General features: G+C 46.9%; 15 protein-coding genes. All 15 read right to left on the reverse strand.

Features of this window, described 5'->3' with window-relative positions:
* Positions 1–14 precede the first annotated feature (14 nt).
* The 15 genes from ACZ5NB_RS11105 to flhA all read right to left on the reverse strand — a co-directional run bounded on the left by ACZ5NB_RS11105 (position 15) and on the right by flhA (position 17,649).
* Positions 15–623: a hypothetical protein gene (locus ACZ5NB_RS11105; protein WP_460233682.1), complete on the reverse strand. Its 609-nt coding sequence runs from the start codon at positions 621–623 to the stop codon at positions 15–17.
* A 3-nt stretch (positions 624–626) separates the two neighbouring features.
* The gene (locus tag ACZ5NB_RS11110) at positions 627–1,532 is read right to left on the reverse strand and encodes a DUF2802 domain-containing protein (RefSeq protein ID WP_460233683.1); all 906 of its coding nucleotides are present in this window, start codon (positions 1,530–1,532) and stop codon (positions 627–629) included.
* A gap of 115 nt (positions 1,533–1,647) precedes the next feature.
* Positions 1,648–2,133 carry a chemotaxis protein CheW gene (locus tag ACZ5NB_RS11115; protein ID WP_460233684.1) on the reverse strand — a complete coding sequence of 162 codons (486 nt, stop codon included), beginning with the start codon at positions 2,131–2,133 and terminating at the stop codon, positions 1,648–1,650.
* Positions 2,134–2,259: 126 nt separating this feature from the next.
* Entirely contained in the window at positions 2,260–3,081 is an 822-nt protein-coding gene (locus ACZ5NB_RS11120; RefSeq protein ID WP_460233685.1) for a chemotaxis protein CheW, read from the reverse strand.
* A 47-nt stretch (positions 3,082–3,128) separates the two neighbouring features.
* Positions 3,129–3,923, reverse strand: a complete 795-nt coding sequence (locus ACZ5NB_RS11125; protein WP_460233686.1) for a ParA family protein — start codon at positions 3,921–3,923, stop codon at positions 3,129–3,131.
* Between the two features lie 64 nt (positions 3,924–3,987).
* Positions 3,988–5,073, reverse strand: a complete 1,086-nt coding sequence (gene motD, locus ACZ5NB_RS11130; protein WP_460233687.1) for a flagellar motor protein MotD — start codon at positions 5,071–5,073, stop codon at positions 3,988–3,990.
* Positions 5,074–5,152: 79 nt separating this feature from the next.
* The gene (locus ACZ5NB_RS11135; RefSeq protein WP_460233688.1) at positions 5,153–5,896 is read right to left on the reverse strand and encodes a flagellar motor protein; all 744 of its coding nucleotides are present in this window, start codon (positions 5,894–5,896) and stop codon (positions 5,153–5,155) included.
* A 285-nt stretch (positions 5,897–6,181) separates the two neighbouring features.
* Positions 6,182–7,243: a protein-glutamate methylesterase/protein-glutamine glutaminase gene (locus tag ACZ5NB_RS11140; protein ID WP_460233689.1), complete on the reverse strand. Its 1,062-nt coding sequence runs from the start codon at positions 7,241–7,243 to the stop codon at positions 6,182–6,184.
* Between the two features lie 150 nt (positions 7,244–7,393).
* The gene (locus ACZ5NB_RS11145; RefSeq protein ID WP_460233690.1) at positions 7,394–9,832 is read right to left on the reverse strand and encodes a chemotaxis protein CheA; all 2,439 of its coding nucleotides are present in this window, start codon (positions 9,830–9,832) and stop codon (positions 7,394–7,396) included.
* Positions 9,833–9,842: 10 nt separating this feature from the next.
* Positions 9,843–10,637 carry a protein phosphatase CheZ gene (locus ACZ5NB_RS11150; RefSeq protein ID WP_460233691.1) on the reverse strand — a complete coding sequence of 265 codons (795 nt, stop codon included), beginning with the start codon at positions 10,635–10,637 and terminating at the stop codon, positions 9,843–9,845.
* A gap of 25 nt (positions 10,638–10,662) precedes the next feature.
* Positions 10,663–11,049 (reverse strand): chemotaxis response regulator CheY, encoded by a 387-nt coding sequence (gene cheY / locus ACZ5NB_RS11155; RefSeq protein ID WP_460234006.1) that lies wholly within the window; start codon positions 11,047–11,049, stop codon positions 10,663–10,665.
* Positions 11,050–11,222: 173 nt separating this feature from the next.
* Positions 11,223–11,969 (reverse strand): RNA polymerase sigma factor FliA, encoded by a 747-nt coding sequence (locus tag ACZ5NB_RS11160; RefSeq protein WP_460233692.1) that lies wholly within the window; start codon positions 11,967–11,969, stop codon positions 11,223–11,225.
* A gap of 11 nt (positions 11,970–11,980) precedes the next feature.
* Complete coding sequence (locus ACZ5NB_RS11165) at positions 11,981–12,814, reverse strand: MinD/ParA family protein (protein ID WP_460233693.1); 834 nt, start codon at positions 12,812–12,814, stop codon at positions 11,981–11,983.
* Between the two features lie 75 nt (positions 12,815–12,889).
* Positions 12,890–15,319: a hypothetical protein gene (locus ACZ5NB_RS11170; RefSeq protein WP_460233694.1), complete on the reverse strand. Its 2,430-nt coding sequence runs from the start codon at positions 15,317–15,319 to the stop codon at positions 12,890–12,892.
* A gap of 92 nt (positions 15,320–15,411) precedes the next feature.
* Positions 15,412–17,649, reverse strand: a complete 2,238-nt coding sequence (gene flhA, locus ACZ5NB_RS11175; RefSeq protein ID WP_460233695.1) for a flagellar biosynthesis protein FlhA — start codon at positions 17,647–17,649, stop codon at positions 15,412–15,414.
* Between the last annotated feature and the right edge of the window lie 43 nt (positions 17,650–17,692).

A 17,692-nucleotide genomic window follows, 5' to 3' on the forward strand; every position in this document is an offset into this window, starting at 1 on the left:
TGTAACTTTTGGTGCTAACTTTCCTGAGCTGACAGGTTCTGTTCATCACTGGAATTCAATGTTCCCTGGTCAGTCGTTGATGACTTAGGCGATTCCGATGTCGGAGATTCTGATGCCGGCATTTCTGGGTCAGCGCTTTCGGCGCTAGATTCAATAGAAACAGATGAAGCAGAAGTATTAGTAGGCGTTGTCATTTCTGGTTGATCATGTTTTTCAACATTTTGGTTAGACTTACTCTTCTCTGGCTGACCGTGCCAAGTCTTAACGTTAACTACCACACCATGATCAAGTGTAATGACTAACTGGCGAGCCTGAATAGTTTGATTCTGGCTGCGAAAAATCAAAAAAACTTTGGTGTAGTGACTGTGCGTTTCCTTCACTTCATAGGTCAACTGGTGCCTAGTATCTTCGAGCTGTCTCTGACGACTAGGGTAGCCGATATGTTCTAGCACCCACTCTTCGGTGGTAACACCGGGCTTTATCTTTCCAAGAAGTTCATCTGTTAATGGGTGTCCTTCGTATTCAACCCGGACTTCTCGACGAATATCTACAAATGTACAACTACTGAGCAATAGTACCCACAGTAAAAGTATCAACCGCGTGACGTTATTTTGGTTCAGCACAGTTTAACTCACTGCGATAGCATTAGGTTTACCCGCTTGGCGCTGCACCATTGCAAGTAAAGCTGCTTCCGCTTTTGATAAACCACAGCGTTTCGCCACATCGCTTTCGGACAATCCTTGAGCGAGTAAACGTTTAGCTTGGTCAAATGGAGACACCACCGATTCAATTTTGTTAGGCTCTGCATATGCTTTACCTGGACTACTCCCAGTTGATGTGTTGCGCGTTTCGAGCTGCATATTATTGCGATTAAAAGCGCCCTTCTCTCTCGCTAAGTTACTTGGTGCAGCAACAGGCCGTTTAGACGAATTCGTGCTGGCACTTTGGTAAAACGCATCAGTCGTTTTTGCCAAGCCATCTTGTAATACTTTGAGTTTTTCTGTTGCAGTAGAACTTATCTGCGATGCATGCTGATCTGAGGTTCGCTGGGCTGTTTTGTTGCCAGACACGGTGTTCGTTGAAGAGGCAATGTCACGATCGGAACCAGTAGTACCTTGAGGACTAGGAGGTTGAGGACTAGTAGCTTTAGAACTGACAATTTGGGGATTGGCAACGCTCATCGACGCTGGTTCTGGCACCACAGGATGATTAGATCCTGAAAAAGTCTGAGTCTTCTGTGCTGCTAAATCTTTTTGAAAATCACTTAATGATGAGGGCTGGGCCAACCTCTTTTCGAGTTGAATAATGCGCTGCCCCATTCCGACAGCCGCATTACCGGCAATTTGCAAATCGTGGCTTAATTCTCGATACCGGTGGTCGATATTTGCCACCTTAAGCTTGGTGACCCAAAGCATTCTCAAGACCAACGCTAGCGCAATCCAACTAATAGCCAACGTGCCGCCGAGAAATACGTCTTGCCAAGCACCCAAATTGCTGGAGTTGATTAATCCTGCCAAGAATCCATCTAACATAATTGTCTCACTGTTGTGATGTCACTGATACTGACAGGCAGTGCCGACTATGCGTCCTTGCTCAATGAACTAATTTGACGGAATAAATACAAAACCTATGCTTTGCTTTCCGCTATCAAACGCTGTCGATATCTGCCCACTCTTCATCGGTCAACAACTTGTCCAGCTCAATGAGTATCAAGAGTTCGTCATTTTTATGGCACACACCTTGAATAAACTTCGCTGTGTCATCATTTCCGACATTGGGAGCAGTTTCGATTTCTGACTGACGGAGGTAAACCACTTCGGCCACACTATCTACCAAAATCCCTACAACATGCTTATCAGCTTCGATAATAACAATACGCGTATTGTCATTAACTTCACCAGCGAGCAAACCAAAACGGTGGCGTGTGTCGATAACAGTGACAACATTCCCACGCAAATTGATTATACCCAGCACATAGGGCGGTGCACCCGGCACCGGGGCAATTTCCGAGTAACGTAATACCTCTTGCACCTGCATTACGTTAATCCCGTAGGTCTCACCTGCAAGCCGAAAGGTGACCCACTGCAATACGGGATCTTCGGTAGCGTTACTCGAAACGGAGCTAGTAGCCATGGTTGTTTATCCTCTACATCCTGCGTCAAAAATCAAACACATCACTCCCTTAATCATAGTTAAGAGCAGCTTTTATGCCAGGTAAAAAAAAGCGTGTTCGCTAAACTTTGTGTCATCTCCGCGACATCACGAAACATCGCTATCCAAAAGGGCGCGCCCCAATGTCGGTACGTCGACCAAAACGCACATATGATTTTTTACAATACCGGCAAGCCATGGCTGCTGACTACGGTCTCGCCGCCACTTGACATCGTCAACTTGAATACGAATCGGTTGATCAACGCTATTTACCGTTAACCCCCAATGCAATCTATCAATGGTCATAATGTAATCGGGTTTTTGAGCGGTTTCTTCGTGGTAGCGCTCCGGCATCACATATTGTGCGGTATTAATGACGTTAATTTTCCCCATAGGAGTGGGCTGTATGCCGACGAACCATGGCGCCTGACCGAACAAAGGGCTCAATGCATCGGTGATCTCATATATCTGTCCCAAGGAGATTAAAGGCACCGCGAGTGTCATGCCATTCACCTTAAACAGTAAAATATCAAAAGCATCTTGCGCCCAAGATGGACGGCCGTTTTCGTGCCAATGGCTCGCTTCAAACTCAACCGCCTGAAAATTATCGTCGGTTAATGGCGAATTCAGATCTGTCTTTAGGTCTTGTTCGGAATGCTCAGGAGCTACAACATTCGGTTCTGCTTCAGCAATTGTTCGCTGTGTAACCGCGTCTCCCTCTGCGACAGGAACAACCTCTAAAATGGAGGGGCTTAGCATAACGGGAGAGCGCCGAACCGGCTCTAGTAATTCGGCACTAGCGCTAACATCGTTATTCTTCACAACAGGCTGTTCGCTTGGTGTGGTACTAGTATGTTCGCGATTTAACAAATCGTTCAAATAGGCCAACATCAGTTTTTGGGACGATTGCTGTTCATTACGTAGTGACATTTTAAGCCTTCATTAAACCCATAGTGCACTTGGCCAACATACGTGTATTAGCTTGCATAGGATTGCATTTCCGTACTTTTCCCATCGCTGCTTAAATGCTCCAGCAATTGCCTGTAGCCGTTCATGGCAAAGCACTCGTCATTTAGGTTATGCGGCAATTCACCTGTCTCCATCGCATCGCGGAATTTGGTGTCCATATTGATTTGGCCATTCCATACAAGATCGCCAAATGATTCGCGTAAGGACATTAAACTAGCGGTTGACGCATGTGTACGACGATCAAATAGCGTGGGAACGATAGTACATCGCGTGTCTTGACGTTTGACATCCGTGAATAGCGACAACGTTTTCATCATTCGTTGCGTTCCCTGTAGTGCTAAAAATTCAGTTTGGACTGGAATAACAATATCGGTTGCTGCATTGATCGCATTGATCATCAACATCCCTAACATAGGCGGCCCGTCGATCACCGCAATATCCACACTACTCGTTAAACATTGAAGATTTTCAGCGACCATTAAACCCATACCATCCGCCCCCTCCGGCTGCCGATCAATTGTTGCCAAGCTCGGGGACGACGGTAAAAAAAGCAATTTCTTTTGAGCTGTGTTAAAGCAAGCAGAACGTAACTCCCAGTGGCTAATGTCGCTGTTAAATAGCCCAAAGCTACTCTCCGTTAAGCCGTCAGTCTCTATACGGAAAAAGCTCGTCAATGAGCAGTGGGGATCTAGGTCAACCAGTAAAACGCGCTTGCCAGCGTTTGCCGCTAAACAAGCCAGACTCAAGGCGGTGGTAGTTTTTCCAACACCACCTTTTTGATTAAGAACGGACCATGTGATCATCTCAGGCCTTGAAATACTTATGAAGAAACATCAACGTGAAATTAAACCAATACCGTTGTCTTACTTAGCGATCTTGTTCCACTGTACTTTCATTAGTGACTGGCTCAGCTGGAGGATTAACTCTTTGCAACTCAGGGTCACTACTAAACAATAGACCGCCATTCTCCAACGGTATAGGTTTTATCAGAGGTGCCACATCGGCACTATCGCGATCAGTTGCATTAGTCCCTTGACTATCTATGGTGTCCGCCTGGTTTGATATCTCTGCATCAATGGTTGACAGTCCATCTGTTGATACAGTGTCTAATTGATTCACAGCACCTCCAGAAAAATCTTGCAGTTGCTGACCGGAAATCGACGGCCGCTCATTCGTTTGACGAGAGACCATCACGATAACGCGACGATTTTTGGCTCTACCCTGCTCTGATTCATTGTCGGCAATGGGTCTGTGCTCACCGTAACCAACAGCACTTAATCGATCAGGAGAGACACCATTGTTCGCCAACAGCTTAACCACAGATGCCGCCCTAGCTGACGACAGCTCCCAGTTATTCTTAAAACGACGATTACTTATAGGGACGTTATCGGTAAAACCTTCTACTTGAACGGGGTTGTTAGTGTCAGACAACAGGGTAGCTATTTCTTCAAAGATCCCCTTAGCTTGCAAACTGGGATCGGCGCTAGCAGAGGGAAATAGAATACTCGATTTTAATTCGATCTCTAGCCACATCTCGTTGCCCGTCACTGACAATAAATTATCATCGATTAAATCCAAAAACCGCTCATTAAAATTATTGGATAGCTGAACCAAATCCGCTGTTTTAGATTGCTCTGCGGACTGTGTCGGCACTTCATTGGGGTCTACATCCCCAGTATTGGTTTGATCTTCAGCTCCTTTACCATTTCGCTCTATGACAGAAGGATCGTTTGATAACGTAGGATCACCGACTTGTATCGGGTTGATAGCCGATGCCGGCACATCAAACGCTTTAATCAATTCACTGGAAAGCACTCTGTATTTGCCTTCATTCACGTGTGATATGGAGTACATCACAACGAAAAACGCAAACAACAAAGTGACGAAATCTGAATAGGAAACCAGCCACCGATCATGGTTTACATCTAAATCTACTGTCGGACGTCTTCGCATATTAGTTTCGTTTCACAAAACGTTGGTACTCCAACGGATGCATGCTCTTTTGAATGGATTCTATTGGACTTATGCTAAATCAAGGGTGAAGATAGCCGTCAAGCTTGACCTCAATTGCTTTTGGATTTTCACCTTCCGCGATAGAAATAATCCCCTCAATCATCAGCTCGCGAAATTGCGATTGCTGGTGGATACACTGCTTCAGCTTGTTAGCTATTGGGATCAACAATAGGTTAGCGAAACCAACACCGTAAATAGTAGCGACGAAAGCAATGGCTATCCCTGGTCCGAGCTCATTCGGATCTGCGAGGTTACGCATTACATGGATAAGACCTATAACCGCGCCGATAATCCCTATTGTCGGGGAATAACCTCCCATACTTTCGTAAAACTTGATGGCATCCTGGTCGCGCTGTTCACTCACAAACAAATCTGTTTCGAGCACACGCCGAATAGCATCTGGTTCACTGCCATCCACTAACAGTTGAAGGCCTTTCCGAGCGAAGCTGTCCCGTTCGGTTTCAGCCATCTGCTCCAAACCCAGCAGACCTTCTTTGCGTGCCGAGTTCGACCACTTGACGACTCGCTTAATGCCGTCAGCAAACATCTGTTTAGGGGGCACAGCCACCCAAGGAAGCATCTGTACAGCTCGCTGCAATGATTGTTGAGGGGTCTGCAGCATGGCTGCGCCCAATGTCCCACCGAATACGATAATCGCCGCCGGGCCATTGATAAGCGATTGCCATGAGCCACCCTCGAGAAAATTACCTCCCAAGAGCGCCCCAAATCCAATGAGCACACCAATTAGGCTCAAGATATCCATAGTGACAATTTTCCTTGCACGTATTTTCCTTAGTGCGGTTAATGCAAATTGCAGACCCGCATGGCCCATTTGAAATATTTCAGCGCGTAAAACACATCTCAAAATGCTCAAATGCAGTAAAAACTGGTATTTATTGGAGGATTGCTTGGGTTTGAAGCGATTTTGCTTATGCTAAGACACCGATTGCCGCTGCGAGCCTACAACTAAATAATCGTCGCCCAAGCAACAAAAGGAAGGTAGATGAGAGGAACGTCAAAAAATAGACGGGAAGAAATTAATAGAGCGTTAACGAAACGCCTGGGCGAGCTTCGGACCAATCTCCGATAGGCTGATCACAGAATCAGTTAAATTAGCCTTGGCAACAGCCATCGGCATACCGTAGATAATGCAGCTCGCTTCGTCCTGAGACCAAACGATGGCGCCTTTTCCTTTGAGCAGTCTCGCACCTTCACAACCATCGGCACCCATTCCAGTTAAGATAATCGCAAGCGTTTTTGCACCGCTGCTATTCGCCGCAGAACCGAAGGTTATATCGACGCTGGGTCGATAATTCACTCGCTCATCACCCGGCAATACCTTTACACTGCCGCGCTGTTGCGCATCGATCATTAGTTGCTTACCACCTGGAGCCAATAAAACAGCACCAGGTGATAAACGATCACCATCTTCCGCTTCCTTAACACTAACCTGACATTGCTTGTCCAAGCGTTCAGCAAACGCTTTGGTAAAATTCTCAGGCATGTGCTGAACCACGATAATCGGCACGGGGAAATTACTTGGCAGTTTCGTCAATACATCGGTTACCGCGACGGGCCCACCGGTTGATGCACCGATGACAACGATATCGACTTTATTCCTAAGATTTGACGCTACAGCCGCTCGTGGTGGTGATTTCACTTCACTAGACGAGGAATCATTTTTCGGCGCTGGTATCGATCGACTAACTCGCTGATTCTTAACAATATCAAGCAAACGCTGATGTAAACGCTTTTTTAGCGCAGCGGAGTTTCTTGAAACTTCACCAAAATCCTTAGTAATAAAATCAACAGCACCTGCTGCTAACGCATCAAGGGTGATGCGAGCGCCTTCGAAAGTCATTGAAGAAAACATCAAAATAGGTACAGGTCGCTTGGCCATGATTTCTTTGACTGCAACGACGCCGTTCAATACCGGCATTTCGTAGTCCATCGTAATTAAATCTGGCTTCAAACTATCGGCTTTATCAATTGCCTCACGCCCATTGGCGGCTATACCCACCACCTCCAATTCTGGGTGCTCATTGATAATTTCTTTTAAGCGATTTTGAAAAAAGTTCGAATCGTCAACAACAAGGACTTTATAAGGCATGTTGACTCTCCATCAAATCGAAGAACATGCCGCGTATTGTTTTTATGGTAGTTAGATCTATTTCAACCAGCACGTCGCATGCCCTACGCTTCGTCCAAGATACATTAACAATGCGATATGGTGACATTACCTTCCCAATGTGGCCGGCTTCTATAAACCAGATTGTGCGTAACGTTTTAACATACTTGGCACATCCAAAATAAGTGCAATTGTGCCATCTCCTGTGATTGTCGCTCCCGCCATACCCGGAGTGCCATGAAGCATTTTGCCAAGTGGTTTGATAACGACCTCTTCTTGGCCTATCAATTGGTCAACGACAAAACCTACTCGTTGGGTTCCAACTGAGACAATAACAACATGCGCTGATTTGGGATCCGGCTGTGTACTGTGTTTATGCACTAGCCAGCGTTTGAGATGAAAAATCGGAATCGCACGATCGCGAATTGTGACGCACTCTTGTCCATCAACAATATTTGCTTTGGTTAAATCCATATGGAATATCTCATTCACACTCACCAGCGGAAGCGCAAACGTTTGTTCAGACAGCATAATCATTAAGGTTGGCATAATTGCCAGCGTGAGTGGCACCTTGATAATGATCCGGCTTCCTTCACCTTTTTTCGAGGTGATTTCAATGGAACCATTCAACTGTGTGATCTTTGTTTTCACCACATCCATCCCGACGCCACGTCCCGAAACATCAGAAATTTCTGTTTTAGTTGAAAATCCAGGAGCGAAAATCAGGTCAAAAGCTTCCGAATCACTCAAGCGAGCAACGGTATCTTCATCATAAATACCTTTTTCAACCGCTTTCTGGCGTAACGCATCGGGGTCCATACCGGCCCCGTCATCCGTTATCGACAAGAGGATATGGTCACCCTCTTGTTCCGCTGCAAGGACAACTTTTCCTACGCGACTTTTTCCAGATTCTTCTCTTATCGCAGGTGCTTCAATACCGTGATCGACCGCATTACGCACTAAGTGAACCAACGGATCCGCAAGCGCCTCAACCAAGTTTTTATCTAAGTCAGTATCCTCGCCTTGCAGCTCAAGATTAATCTCTTTTTTCAGGTTACGAGCCAAATCTCGAACCACGCGAGGAAAACGGCCGAAGACTTTCTTGATCGGTTGCATCCGCGTTTTCATAACTGATGATTGCAAATCTGCTGTCACCACATCTAGGTTGGCTACCGCTTTCGATAATGCTTCATCGGTACTATCGACCCCTAATCGAACCAAACGGTTTCGAACCAGCACTAGCTCGCCTACCATATTCATGATGTCGTCTAAGCGCTGGGTATCGACGCGTACCGTCGTTTCAGTTGCGGCAATGTTTGCTTGGGGTGAATCTTTTGGCTTTAATGCCGCAGCGGGCTTAGCGGCTGCACTTGGAGCAGGTTTTGCGGCGCTTGCAGCACTAGGTTTAGCCTCGGGTTTCTTGGGTTCTGGCTTTTTAGCTGCGGGTGATTCGGATTTCGGGGCAGACGCCGGAGGCTCTTGCGCTTTGCCGGAAGGCGCTGATGTCGCCTTTTCAGACGAGGGCTTGCTTGCACCAGTTTCCGTCTTGCCGCTTGCACTTGGCTGTTGTCCTTTGCCGTGCAACTGGTCGAGAAGCGCTTCAAATTCGTCTTCAGTGATTAATTCATCGCTGCCACCTGAACCCGCAGTAGTCGACGGAGCCGGAGACTCAGCTTTGCTTTCAGTAGCAGGCGCAGGTGTCGACGAGGCATCAGGTTTTGGCGCATTTCCTTTACCATGAAGCTGATCTAATAAAGCTTCGAATTCGTCTTCCGTAATTTCATCGCTGCCGGTTGAACTGCCAGCGGTGGGTGCAGCCGGAGAAGCGGCTTCTTCTGCGGGGGTGCTCGAGTTTGCTGCTGTATCTTCAACACCAGGGCCTTTGCCTTTACCGTGCAATTGATCTAGCAATGCATCAAATTCGTCTTCCGTAATTTCATCGCTTGACGAACTCGTCGCCATAGACTCAGCGGGCGTCTCGACGGCGGATGTCTCTGTGGGCTTGTCTAGGTCAGTGTTTTTGGGGTCGATTGCATCGAGAAGATCTTCAAATTCTTCATCAGTGATTTCATCGTCAGCTACACCGCTAGGCTCTGATGTAGCTGACGCCGCTCCAGCGACTGGCGTAGATTCTGGTTCACTGTCACTTGTTTCTGCGGCCTCAACAGACTCGCCTATATCTTCACAATTAACCAAACGTTCTAGTGACGCAATGAGGTCCGGCGACGCTGCTTCTGGCTTTTCAAATTGCTGTATTTGTTGAAATTGGGCATTAATGGCATCCAGTGCACTAAGCACCACATCCATTAATTCTGGCGTTACGCTGCGCTTACCATTACGTAGAATATCGAAAAGGTTTTCTGTCACATGGCAGCATTCGACCATGGGATCTAGCTGCAAGAAGCCTGCTCCGCCTTTGACAGTATGAAAGCCGCGAAAAATGGCATTCAGTAAGTCTCTATCGTCAGGGCTCTGCTCTAACTCAACCAACTGTTCCGACAACTGTTCAAGAATCTCTCCGGCTTCTACTAGGAAGTCCTGAAGGATATCTTCGTCATCTCCGAAACCCATTTACCGCTCCTTAGAAACCCAAGCTGGACAATAGATCGTCCACTTCATCTTGGCCTTTAACAACATCGTCCCGCTTTTCAGCATGTATTTGCGGGCCTTCACCTTTGCTATCAATCGCTCTGACTTCATCGCCCTTAACTTCATTGGTCACCAGCCCGGTAACTTGTTCTACCTGACTGGCAACACGGACTAGTTTGACCAGCTCATTTTCGACATCATGAACCAGTGTAATGACACGTTTTAATACTTGCCCGGTAAGGTCCTGAAACCCTTGCTCTAACACTATCGACTGCATATTTTCATTCAATTGAGTAGTGCCATCACACATCTGTTGTAAGAACTCATCCATACGTTGGTACAACCCGGCAAATTCTTCTTTGCTCATTTCTCGCCGACGTAAACGCAGCCAATCATCACGCAGACTATTTGCCTCTTGCCCTAAATTCATAGCAATAGGTGCAGAAGCTTCGACCATATCCATGGTCTTGTCGGCTGCTTGCTGAGTTAGGTTAATGACGTAATTGAGACGATCAGTTGCATCGTGTATTTCGGAGCTTTCAATATTGGGAGGTTCAGAGCTTAGATCGCCGTCAACATGGAAATTGACAATGGCGTCATGTAAGCCTCGTGTAAGCTTACCGACGGAACTGAATATGTGCTTGTCCCTTGCCTCGATCATATTGCATATCAAAGTAGAGGCATCCTGGAAACTATCGTTTTCTAGCTTATCGATTAATAGCTTTGCGCAGTCCTGAAGCTCCGATATAAAGGTAGGATTGTTCTTTAATTCGTAATGATTATCCATGCCCGAAGAATTCCCAAATTAGCGACTAGCTATCAACTCGCTCAAAGATTTTGTCTATTTTTTCTTTGAGAACTTGTGCGGTGAATGGCTTGACCACATAACCATTGACGCCCGCCTGTGCAGCTTCAATAATTTGGTCGCGTTTTGCCTCTGCAGTAACCATTAAGGTCGGCAACGACGCCAGGCTTTCATCAGCTCTAATTTCTTTTAAGAGCTCTATACCTGTCATACCCGGCATATTCCAATCCGTCACGAGAAAGTCAAAATCACCTGACTTCAGCATAGGCAGTGCTGTACTGCCATCATCAGCCTCATGTGTATTGGTAAAACCTAGGTCTCTCAATAAATTTTTAATAATCCGCCGCATTGTTGAAAAGTCATCAACAATTAGGATTTTCATGCCCTTGTCCAAAGCAACCTCCATCAATTCCCCACGAAGGGGTCCCATCTAATTAATAGTCTAGTAGCTGATTTACGGGTATCCAGTTTTTAACAAGGAATTGTTCTCGGCTTGGTTATAAATATTCGTAATGATGTAAATTTGGAGATTCTTTATCCAAATTCACCAGTCGAGGTAGATTTAAATCAGTTGGCTGACTGCCAGTCTGTTAGGCGGGAACGGAGCCGTAGCGCGGCTTGGCTGTGAATTTGGCTTACCCTCGATTCACTGACCCCAATGATCTGTCCAATTTCTTTGAGGTTTAGCTCTTCATCATAGTAAAGCGCTAACACCAGGCGCTCTCTTTCGGGTAACTGACCGATCGCTTCCGCGAGCGACCGTTTAAGTGCCTCCTGCTGAATGCCTTCGTCTGGGTTTACTAACGGCTGGCTCGGCGTATTCTCTTCGAGAGAGACGCCGTCTTCGTTATATGCTTCATCAAAGCTGTATAGACGACTTGATACCGAGTCGTGCAGGATAGAATGATATTCCTCCAGTTCCATCCCCAACTCTTCCGCCACTTCCTGATCCGTCGCGTCGCGCCCCGTACGTGCTTCTACGGCATTAATAGCATCGCTAATCTTACGACTATTACGGTGCACACTCCGCGGGACCCAGTCACCTCGACGCATCTCATCGACGATTGCACCGCGAATACGAATGCCCGCATAGGTTTCAAAACTCGCACCTTTACTGGCATCGTATTTTTTCGATGCTTCAAGCAAGCCAATCATGCCCGCCTGGATAAGGTCTTCGACCTGAACACAAGGAGGCATACGCATCATCATATGGTGGGCTATCCGCTTCACTAGGGGCGCATAGTCCTCCACGTTGACACTTACTTGATTAGTTGGGGCTTTGTCATACGTCGACAAACCGTAGTTTCCTACCATTGTTTGGGAACCTAGTAACTCACATTCGCTACACTCGGACTAACCATGTGCTCAACAAAAAATTCGAGGTGCCCTGTTGCCGAGCTTGCACGAGGCCATTCATCAACTTTATGGGCTAAAGAACGAATGGCTTGCGATGCTTTGCAACGTGGTGCGAAGGTCAACAAAGGTTGTTGTTTTTGCACGGCTGAACGAACATTTTCATCGAACGGAATATGGCCAACATACTGTAGTGCCACATCGAGAAAACGTTCACACGCCGCATTCAGTTTATTAAAGAGCGACTTACCTTCTTGGGTTGTACGCGTCATATTAGCGACGACTTTAAACCGAAACATGTCGTGTTCTTTGTTCAAAAGTTTTATCAACGCATAGGCATCAGTAATCGATGAGGGCTCGTCACACACGACAACGATGACTTCCTGACTGGCGCGCACAAAGCTGATGACGTTATCCGATATTCCTGCTGCGGTATCAACAATTAAGACATCAAGCTGGTCCCCTAGCTCTGCAAAACCATTAATGAGTGCCGCATGTTCTTGCGTGCTTAAACTAGCCATATGACGCACACCGGATGAGGCAGGGACAATCCTTACGCCCCCAGGACCATTGACAATGACTTCCTGCATTGACGCATCGCCCTTGATGACATCTGACAGATTTTTCTTGGGTTTTAAACCCAACAGTACATCGACATTGGCTAGCCCAAGGTCTGCATCCAATAGCAAAACTCGGCGCTGCATTTCCGCTAACGCGATACTTAAATTGACCGCTAAATTGGTTTTACCTACACCGCCCTTACCGCCTGTAACGGCTATCACTTGAATGGGGCTCGAGTAACTCACAAACAACTCCTCAGCTAAAATTAGCGCCTTTGACCAGTATAGATGCTTCCCACCAGTTTCCTAGAATTCACACCATTAGGGTGCGACAGCTCTCTGTACCGGAACATTTTGTAGACTTTTCGCCATCTGCGACGCTACCTTATGTCCAGCATTCACAGCAGATTTTTCTGTATTCAACGTAGACTTGTGGGAAAGTATTTTTTTCGACTTGACGTAACGCTGACCGCTTTCCTTCAAAAGGGACACCGCCTTAGTAATCAATTGATGCGCTCGAGCCATAGTGACATCTTGAGGCATACTTGCACCTTGAGTGGTATAGGCGATGGGAATATCAGCATTAATCAGGACACCAAGCACTTCACCCAAACTCGCCGTTTCATCCAACTTAGTGATGACACACCCACGGAGGTTAGCCCGTTTAAAATTATGCGTAGCGGCCTTCAATAACTGCACCTGCGTATTGGCAGACAAGACAAGGATATTTTCAACTTGGGGCAACTGACGTAATTCACGAAGTTGGTATTTAAGATTTTTTCCCTGGCAATTTGCACCTTCTGTATCAATCAATACCAGTTTATGATCGGCTAAATCTTGCAACACATATTCCAGTTTATTTTTTTCATTCACTTCGTAGACCGAAACGTTAAGGATAGAGCCCAATCTCCGTAAGCGGTGATTGCCTCCCGAGTCCGGCGATGCCATAGTCACAATCGCCACACCAGAGCTGCCGTGCTCTAACACATAGCGCGATGCTAATTTAGACACTGCGGCGGTTTTACCGGCACCAGAAGGCCCCACAAAAGCGAAGAATCCGCCATTACCAATGACATCTTTTCCAACAACCGGAATGTCATGCGAGATGGTGGCTAATGATTTTGCCCAGTTGCTGTTTAGCGATAGATCACTTGAGACCTCCGCTAAACATTTACTAATACTAACGTCGCTCATCCCTAATTGTTGCAGTCTACGCTTGATCGTCGTTCTCATGGTATTGCCGACAATTTTTGCTCGCCGCTCAGCGACAAGCTGAGCTTTTTCTTCTGCGAATTGGCGGGCTTGCTCTTCCACTTTTCGTTCCGCTTCACGCGCTTGTGCTGCCGTTTGTTCGGACATGACCGCCAACTGATCGCGTAAGAACTCCCGCATATCACCAATTTCATTTTTTAGCTGACTAAACTGTTCATCGAATATTTCATCGATAAACACACCGTCATCATCTACGATATCGGACGTATCATTTGCCGCTGGCGTGACGTAGGTATTTGGGTCGAGATGAAACACAATATCGGCTTCGCTTTGCTGGTAGCTATAGGAACCTAGCTGAAGCTGGTTCACGGGCTGGGGTTGCTCAATCGGTTCCTCGGGAACTACCTCAACCTCATCGATTGCAGGCGAAACAGGTATTTCTATATGGCTTGAACCATCGTCTACAGACGTTGGTTCGGCAGCACCGAATAATTGATTGACGCTGTCATTGTCTGTCCCCCCGATAGAGCATTGCTCTTCTCTATGTCGCATGGCATCAACACCGGGCACTTCGGACGGCATTGAAAAATACTCATCTTGCGTCGTAACCCGTTTCTTCTCTGACAAAAGAGGCAACCCCATATCTTTTTTCCAGCGAAAAGATGCTTCAGGGTAAGATAGAAATTCATCTACACCGTTTTTATCAAAGAATTGAGGCCCTGGCTTTCCCTGCTCCATAGGGGCATCGGGCTGAGAGGCCATTGCGGGCGTAATTACACACGGTTTGTTGTAAGTAACCTCCAATGGCTCGGCTACCTTTTCTGTGTCTGTATGGGCCTCTTCTCCGTATATTGGCTGGCTTTCATGCAACACTTGAGGGCGATAACTAGGCTGTTGGTCTATCCGTTGAGGTACATACTTTTCCTTGTGATGAACAGGTTCGATTTGTTCGCCACTTATAGTACGTTGCGATTCTTGTAACCTCGTTTGATTCTGTCTATTGCGTGACTTTTGCCGCTGGGCGCGTGCGATCTGTTGCGCTTTGGCTTGCCCATCTATCGATAGCTCTACCCTGTCATGACTGTTCGTCGCCGTTTCTGATGAGTGTGCTTGCGTTTGCGTGACGGCAAATTGTTCACTGAAAGTATTGGCAAAGCTGTTTTGCGGCGGTTGCGCTTCACTCCGCGCTTGTTGTCGTACCTGCATAGATTCCGGGGCTGCTTCGGCCTGTTCTTGCTTGGACATTAACCGACCCATAATTGACTCTTGCCCCCATGCAATGTCGCTAGACATGGGAGTATCCATCATCGGGTCATCATCCATTGATGACGACATCATTGCGGATCTGGGTGATGGAGTCGCACGTGGCGCCGTAGGTTTTTCTGCAACAGATTGATAATAGGGGTCGTTGCTTGTCAAAATCTCGACTCCGCCCTTGACGCGTTTGCTTGAAAGGATGATTGCCTCAGCACCCATTTCTTGTCGAACTAGCTCCAGCGCTCGGCGCATATCAGCTGCTACGAATCGTTTAACTGACATAGCGTTACTCCTCTCCTACTCCGTCGAGTGTGTTGCGTAATGTATTACCTTGAGTCATTGACATTGTCGCTACTGTTAAAAATTTGAAATCACTAATCGGCACCTATATTGGCGTCAATGTTTAGACGTTTGTTATCAGGCACTTCGGTATAAGCTAGTACCCAACCATCACTTACTGCATAACGAACAAACTTAGAAATCACATTGCGCAATGGTGAAGCGACCAGCAATACCACGGGTTTCCCAGCAGCCTCTTGCTTTTGTGCGGCCTGTATGATCGTTTTTCGAAGTCGCTCCGCTAATCCTGGCTCAATAAAGGCACTCTCATCCGCGCCATTATTTTGTGCCTGCTGAACAGACTGGAGCAATAACTGTTCCAGCTCTGGCTTCAGCGTTATCACTGGCAGCTCTTCATCGCTACCAATAATGGTTTGGACAATCTGACGTGAAAGCGCAACGCGCGCGGATGCTGTTAGGCCATCTGGATCTTTCGCTTTATGAGCATTCGCGGCGAGTGCTTCTGCAATGGTGCGAGTATCACGAATCGATACATTCTCACGCAGCAAATTCTGCAGTACTTTAAGCAATACATTGAGCGTAATAGTGTTCGGTACGAGTTCTTCGACCAACTTGGGCGAGCCCTTCGCCAACTGCTCAAGCAAGTGCTGTACATCTTCATGGCCAAGCAATTCATGAGCGTGTTTTTGTAGAATTTGGTTTAGATGGGTTGCGACTACGGTACTTGCATCAACAACGGTGTAACCTAAAGTTTGGGCTTTATCTTTGTGAGATTGTTCAATCCATATCGCTTCAAGGCCAAAGGCAGGGTCCTCCGTTTTGACACCATCCAAGGTCCCAAACACCTGGCCAGGGTTAATGGCCATTTCTCGATCTGGGTGCACTTCAGATTCACCAATCGTCACACCCATCAACGTGATGCGATAAACGTTGGGGTTTAAATCTAAATTGTCCCGAATATGGACGGAAGGAACGAGAAAACCCAACTGCTGAGAAAGCTTCTTGCGGACGCCTTTAATGCGTCCCAAGAGTTCCCCACCCTGATTTCGATCAACCAAGGGGATTAATCGATAACCGACCTCTAAACCAATAATGTCTACAGGCTGTACGTCATCCCACCCGACGTCTTTAATTTCTTCACTTGATGCTTGCGGACGTTCGCTCTCTATTGCCGGCGCTGCCCCCATGCTCATGCCACCCGCAGCCGGTGCCGGTCCTGGTTTAGGCTGAGAAGATGAAGAGCCAAATAACGAACCAGGTTCTTCATCAACCACTTCTGGTTGTGATTTAGCTTTAATAATCAAATAAGCTAAACCCCCAATAATGGCGGCCAATCCTAAAAACGCCACATGCGGCATGCCAGGAATAATGCCCATAATAAAAAGAATGATCGCCGCGACAATCAATGCTTTTGGCGAATCAAACATTTGCGTCAACACTTGGTTACGCAACTCGACCGAGCTATTCACTCGGGTAACCAAAATAGCAGCAGACGTTGAAAGCAATAAAGATGGAATCTGGGCAACTAGACCATCACCAATGGTTAACAATATGTAGTTTTCTAACGCCTGATTAAACGACAGGTCGTGTTGAGCCATACCGACACCCAAACCGCCGATAACGTTGATCACGAGGATGAGGATACCTGCGATTGCGTCTCCTCGAACAAACTTACTCGCACCATCCATAGCACCATAAAAATCGGCTTCTTGAGCCACCTCGGCACGACGTGTTCTCGCCTCTTCTTGGTCGATCAACCCCGCATTTAAATCGGCGTCAATCGCCATCTGTTTGCCTGGCATCGCGTCCAAGGTAAATCGGGCACTGACCTCGGAAATGCGCCCGGCACCTTTTGTGACTACCACAAAGTTGATGATGATAAGAATAATAAACACCACCAAACCAACAGCGTAATTACCACCGATAACTACTTCACCAAACGCTTCAATGACCTTGCCGGCCGCATCGCCTCCTTCGTGCCCTTCTAGCAATACCACACGTGTTGAAGCAACGTTTAGTGCTAACCGCAGCAACGTTGCTACCAATAAAATGGTAGGGAATACCGCAAAGTCCAGTGGACGTAAAGAATAGACGGCAACTAAAAGTACGATGATGGAAAGCGCAATATTGAACGAGAAGAACGCGTCCAATAAGAATGCGGGTAGCGGTAAAGTCATCATGCCTAACAGCATGATGACCATGAATGGGATACCTAAATTTCCCCGTCCCGCCGTTTGGAGGGTAGACAAAATTCCGGCACCGCCACGGGTGTTTCCAGATGGTACAGAGGGTGAAAAAGAAGGTGCTGCCATAGAAAGCCGATATCTTGACGGTTATTCAATAAGTCATATAGAT

Source organism: Aurantivibrio plasticivorans (assembly GCF_055392955.1).

Excerpts from the sequence above, each read along its gene's own strand:
- ACZ5NB_RS11115 (WP_460233684.1), bottom strand. The coding sequence starts at position 2,133 with ATGGCTACTAGCTCCGTTTCGAGTAACGCTACCGAAGATCCCGTATTG.
- ACZ5NB_RS11150 (WP_460233691.1), bottom strand. The coding sequence starts at position 10,637 with ATGGATAATCATTACGAATTAAAGAACAATCCTACCTTTATATCGGAG.
- ACZ5NB_RS11140 (WP_460233689.1), bottom strand. The coding sequence starts at position 7,243 with ATGCCTTATAAAGTCCTTGTTGTTGACGATTCGAACTTTTTTCAAAAT.
- motD (WP_460233687.1), bottom strand. The coding sequence starts at position 5,073 with ATGCGAAGACGTCCGACAGTAGATTTAGATGTAAACCATGATCGGTGG.
- ACZ5NB_RS11125 (WP_460233686.1), bottom strand. The coding sequence starts at position 3,923 with ATGATCACATGGTCCGTTCTTAATCAAAAAGGTGGTGTTGGAAAAACT.
- ACZ5NB_RS11110 (WP_460233683.1), bottom strand. The coding sequence starts at position 1,532 with ATGTTAGATGGATTCTTGGCAGGATTAATCAACTCCAGCAATTTGGGT.
- ACZ5NB_RS11135 (WP_460233688.1), bottom strand. The coding sequence starts at position 5,896 with ATGGATATCTTGAGCCTAATTGGTGTGCTCATTGGATTTGGGGCGCTC.
- ACZ5NB_RS11170 (WP_460233694.1), bottom strand. The coding sequence starts at position 15,319 with ATGTCAGTTAAACGATTCGTAGCAGCTGATATGCGCCGAGCGCTGGAG.
- ACZ5NB_RS11160 (WP_460233692.1), bottom strand. The coding sequence starts at position 11,969 with ATGGTAGGAAACTACGGTTTGTCGACGTATGACAAAGCCCCAACTAAT.
- ACZ5NB_RS11120 (WP_460233685.1), bottom strand. The coding sequence starts at position 3,081 with ATGTCACTACGTAATGAACAGCAATCGTCCCAAAAACTGATGTTGGCC.
- flhA (WP_460233695.1), bottom strand. The coding sequence starts at position 17,649 with ATGGCAGCACCTTCTTTTTCACCCTCTGTACCATCTGGAAACACCCGT.
- ACZ5NB_RS11145 (WP_460233690.1), bottom strand. The coding sequence starts at position 9,832 with ATGGGTTTCGGAGATGACGAAGATATCCTTCAGGACTTCCTAGTAGAA.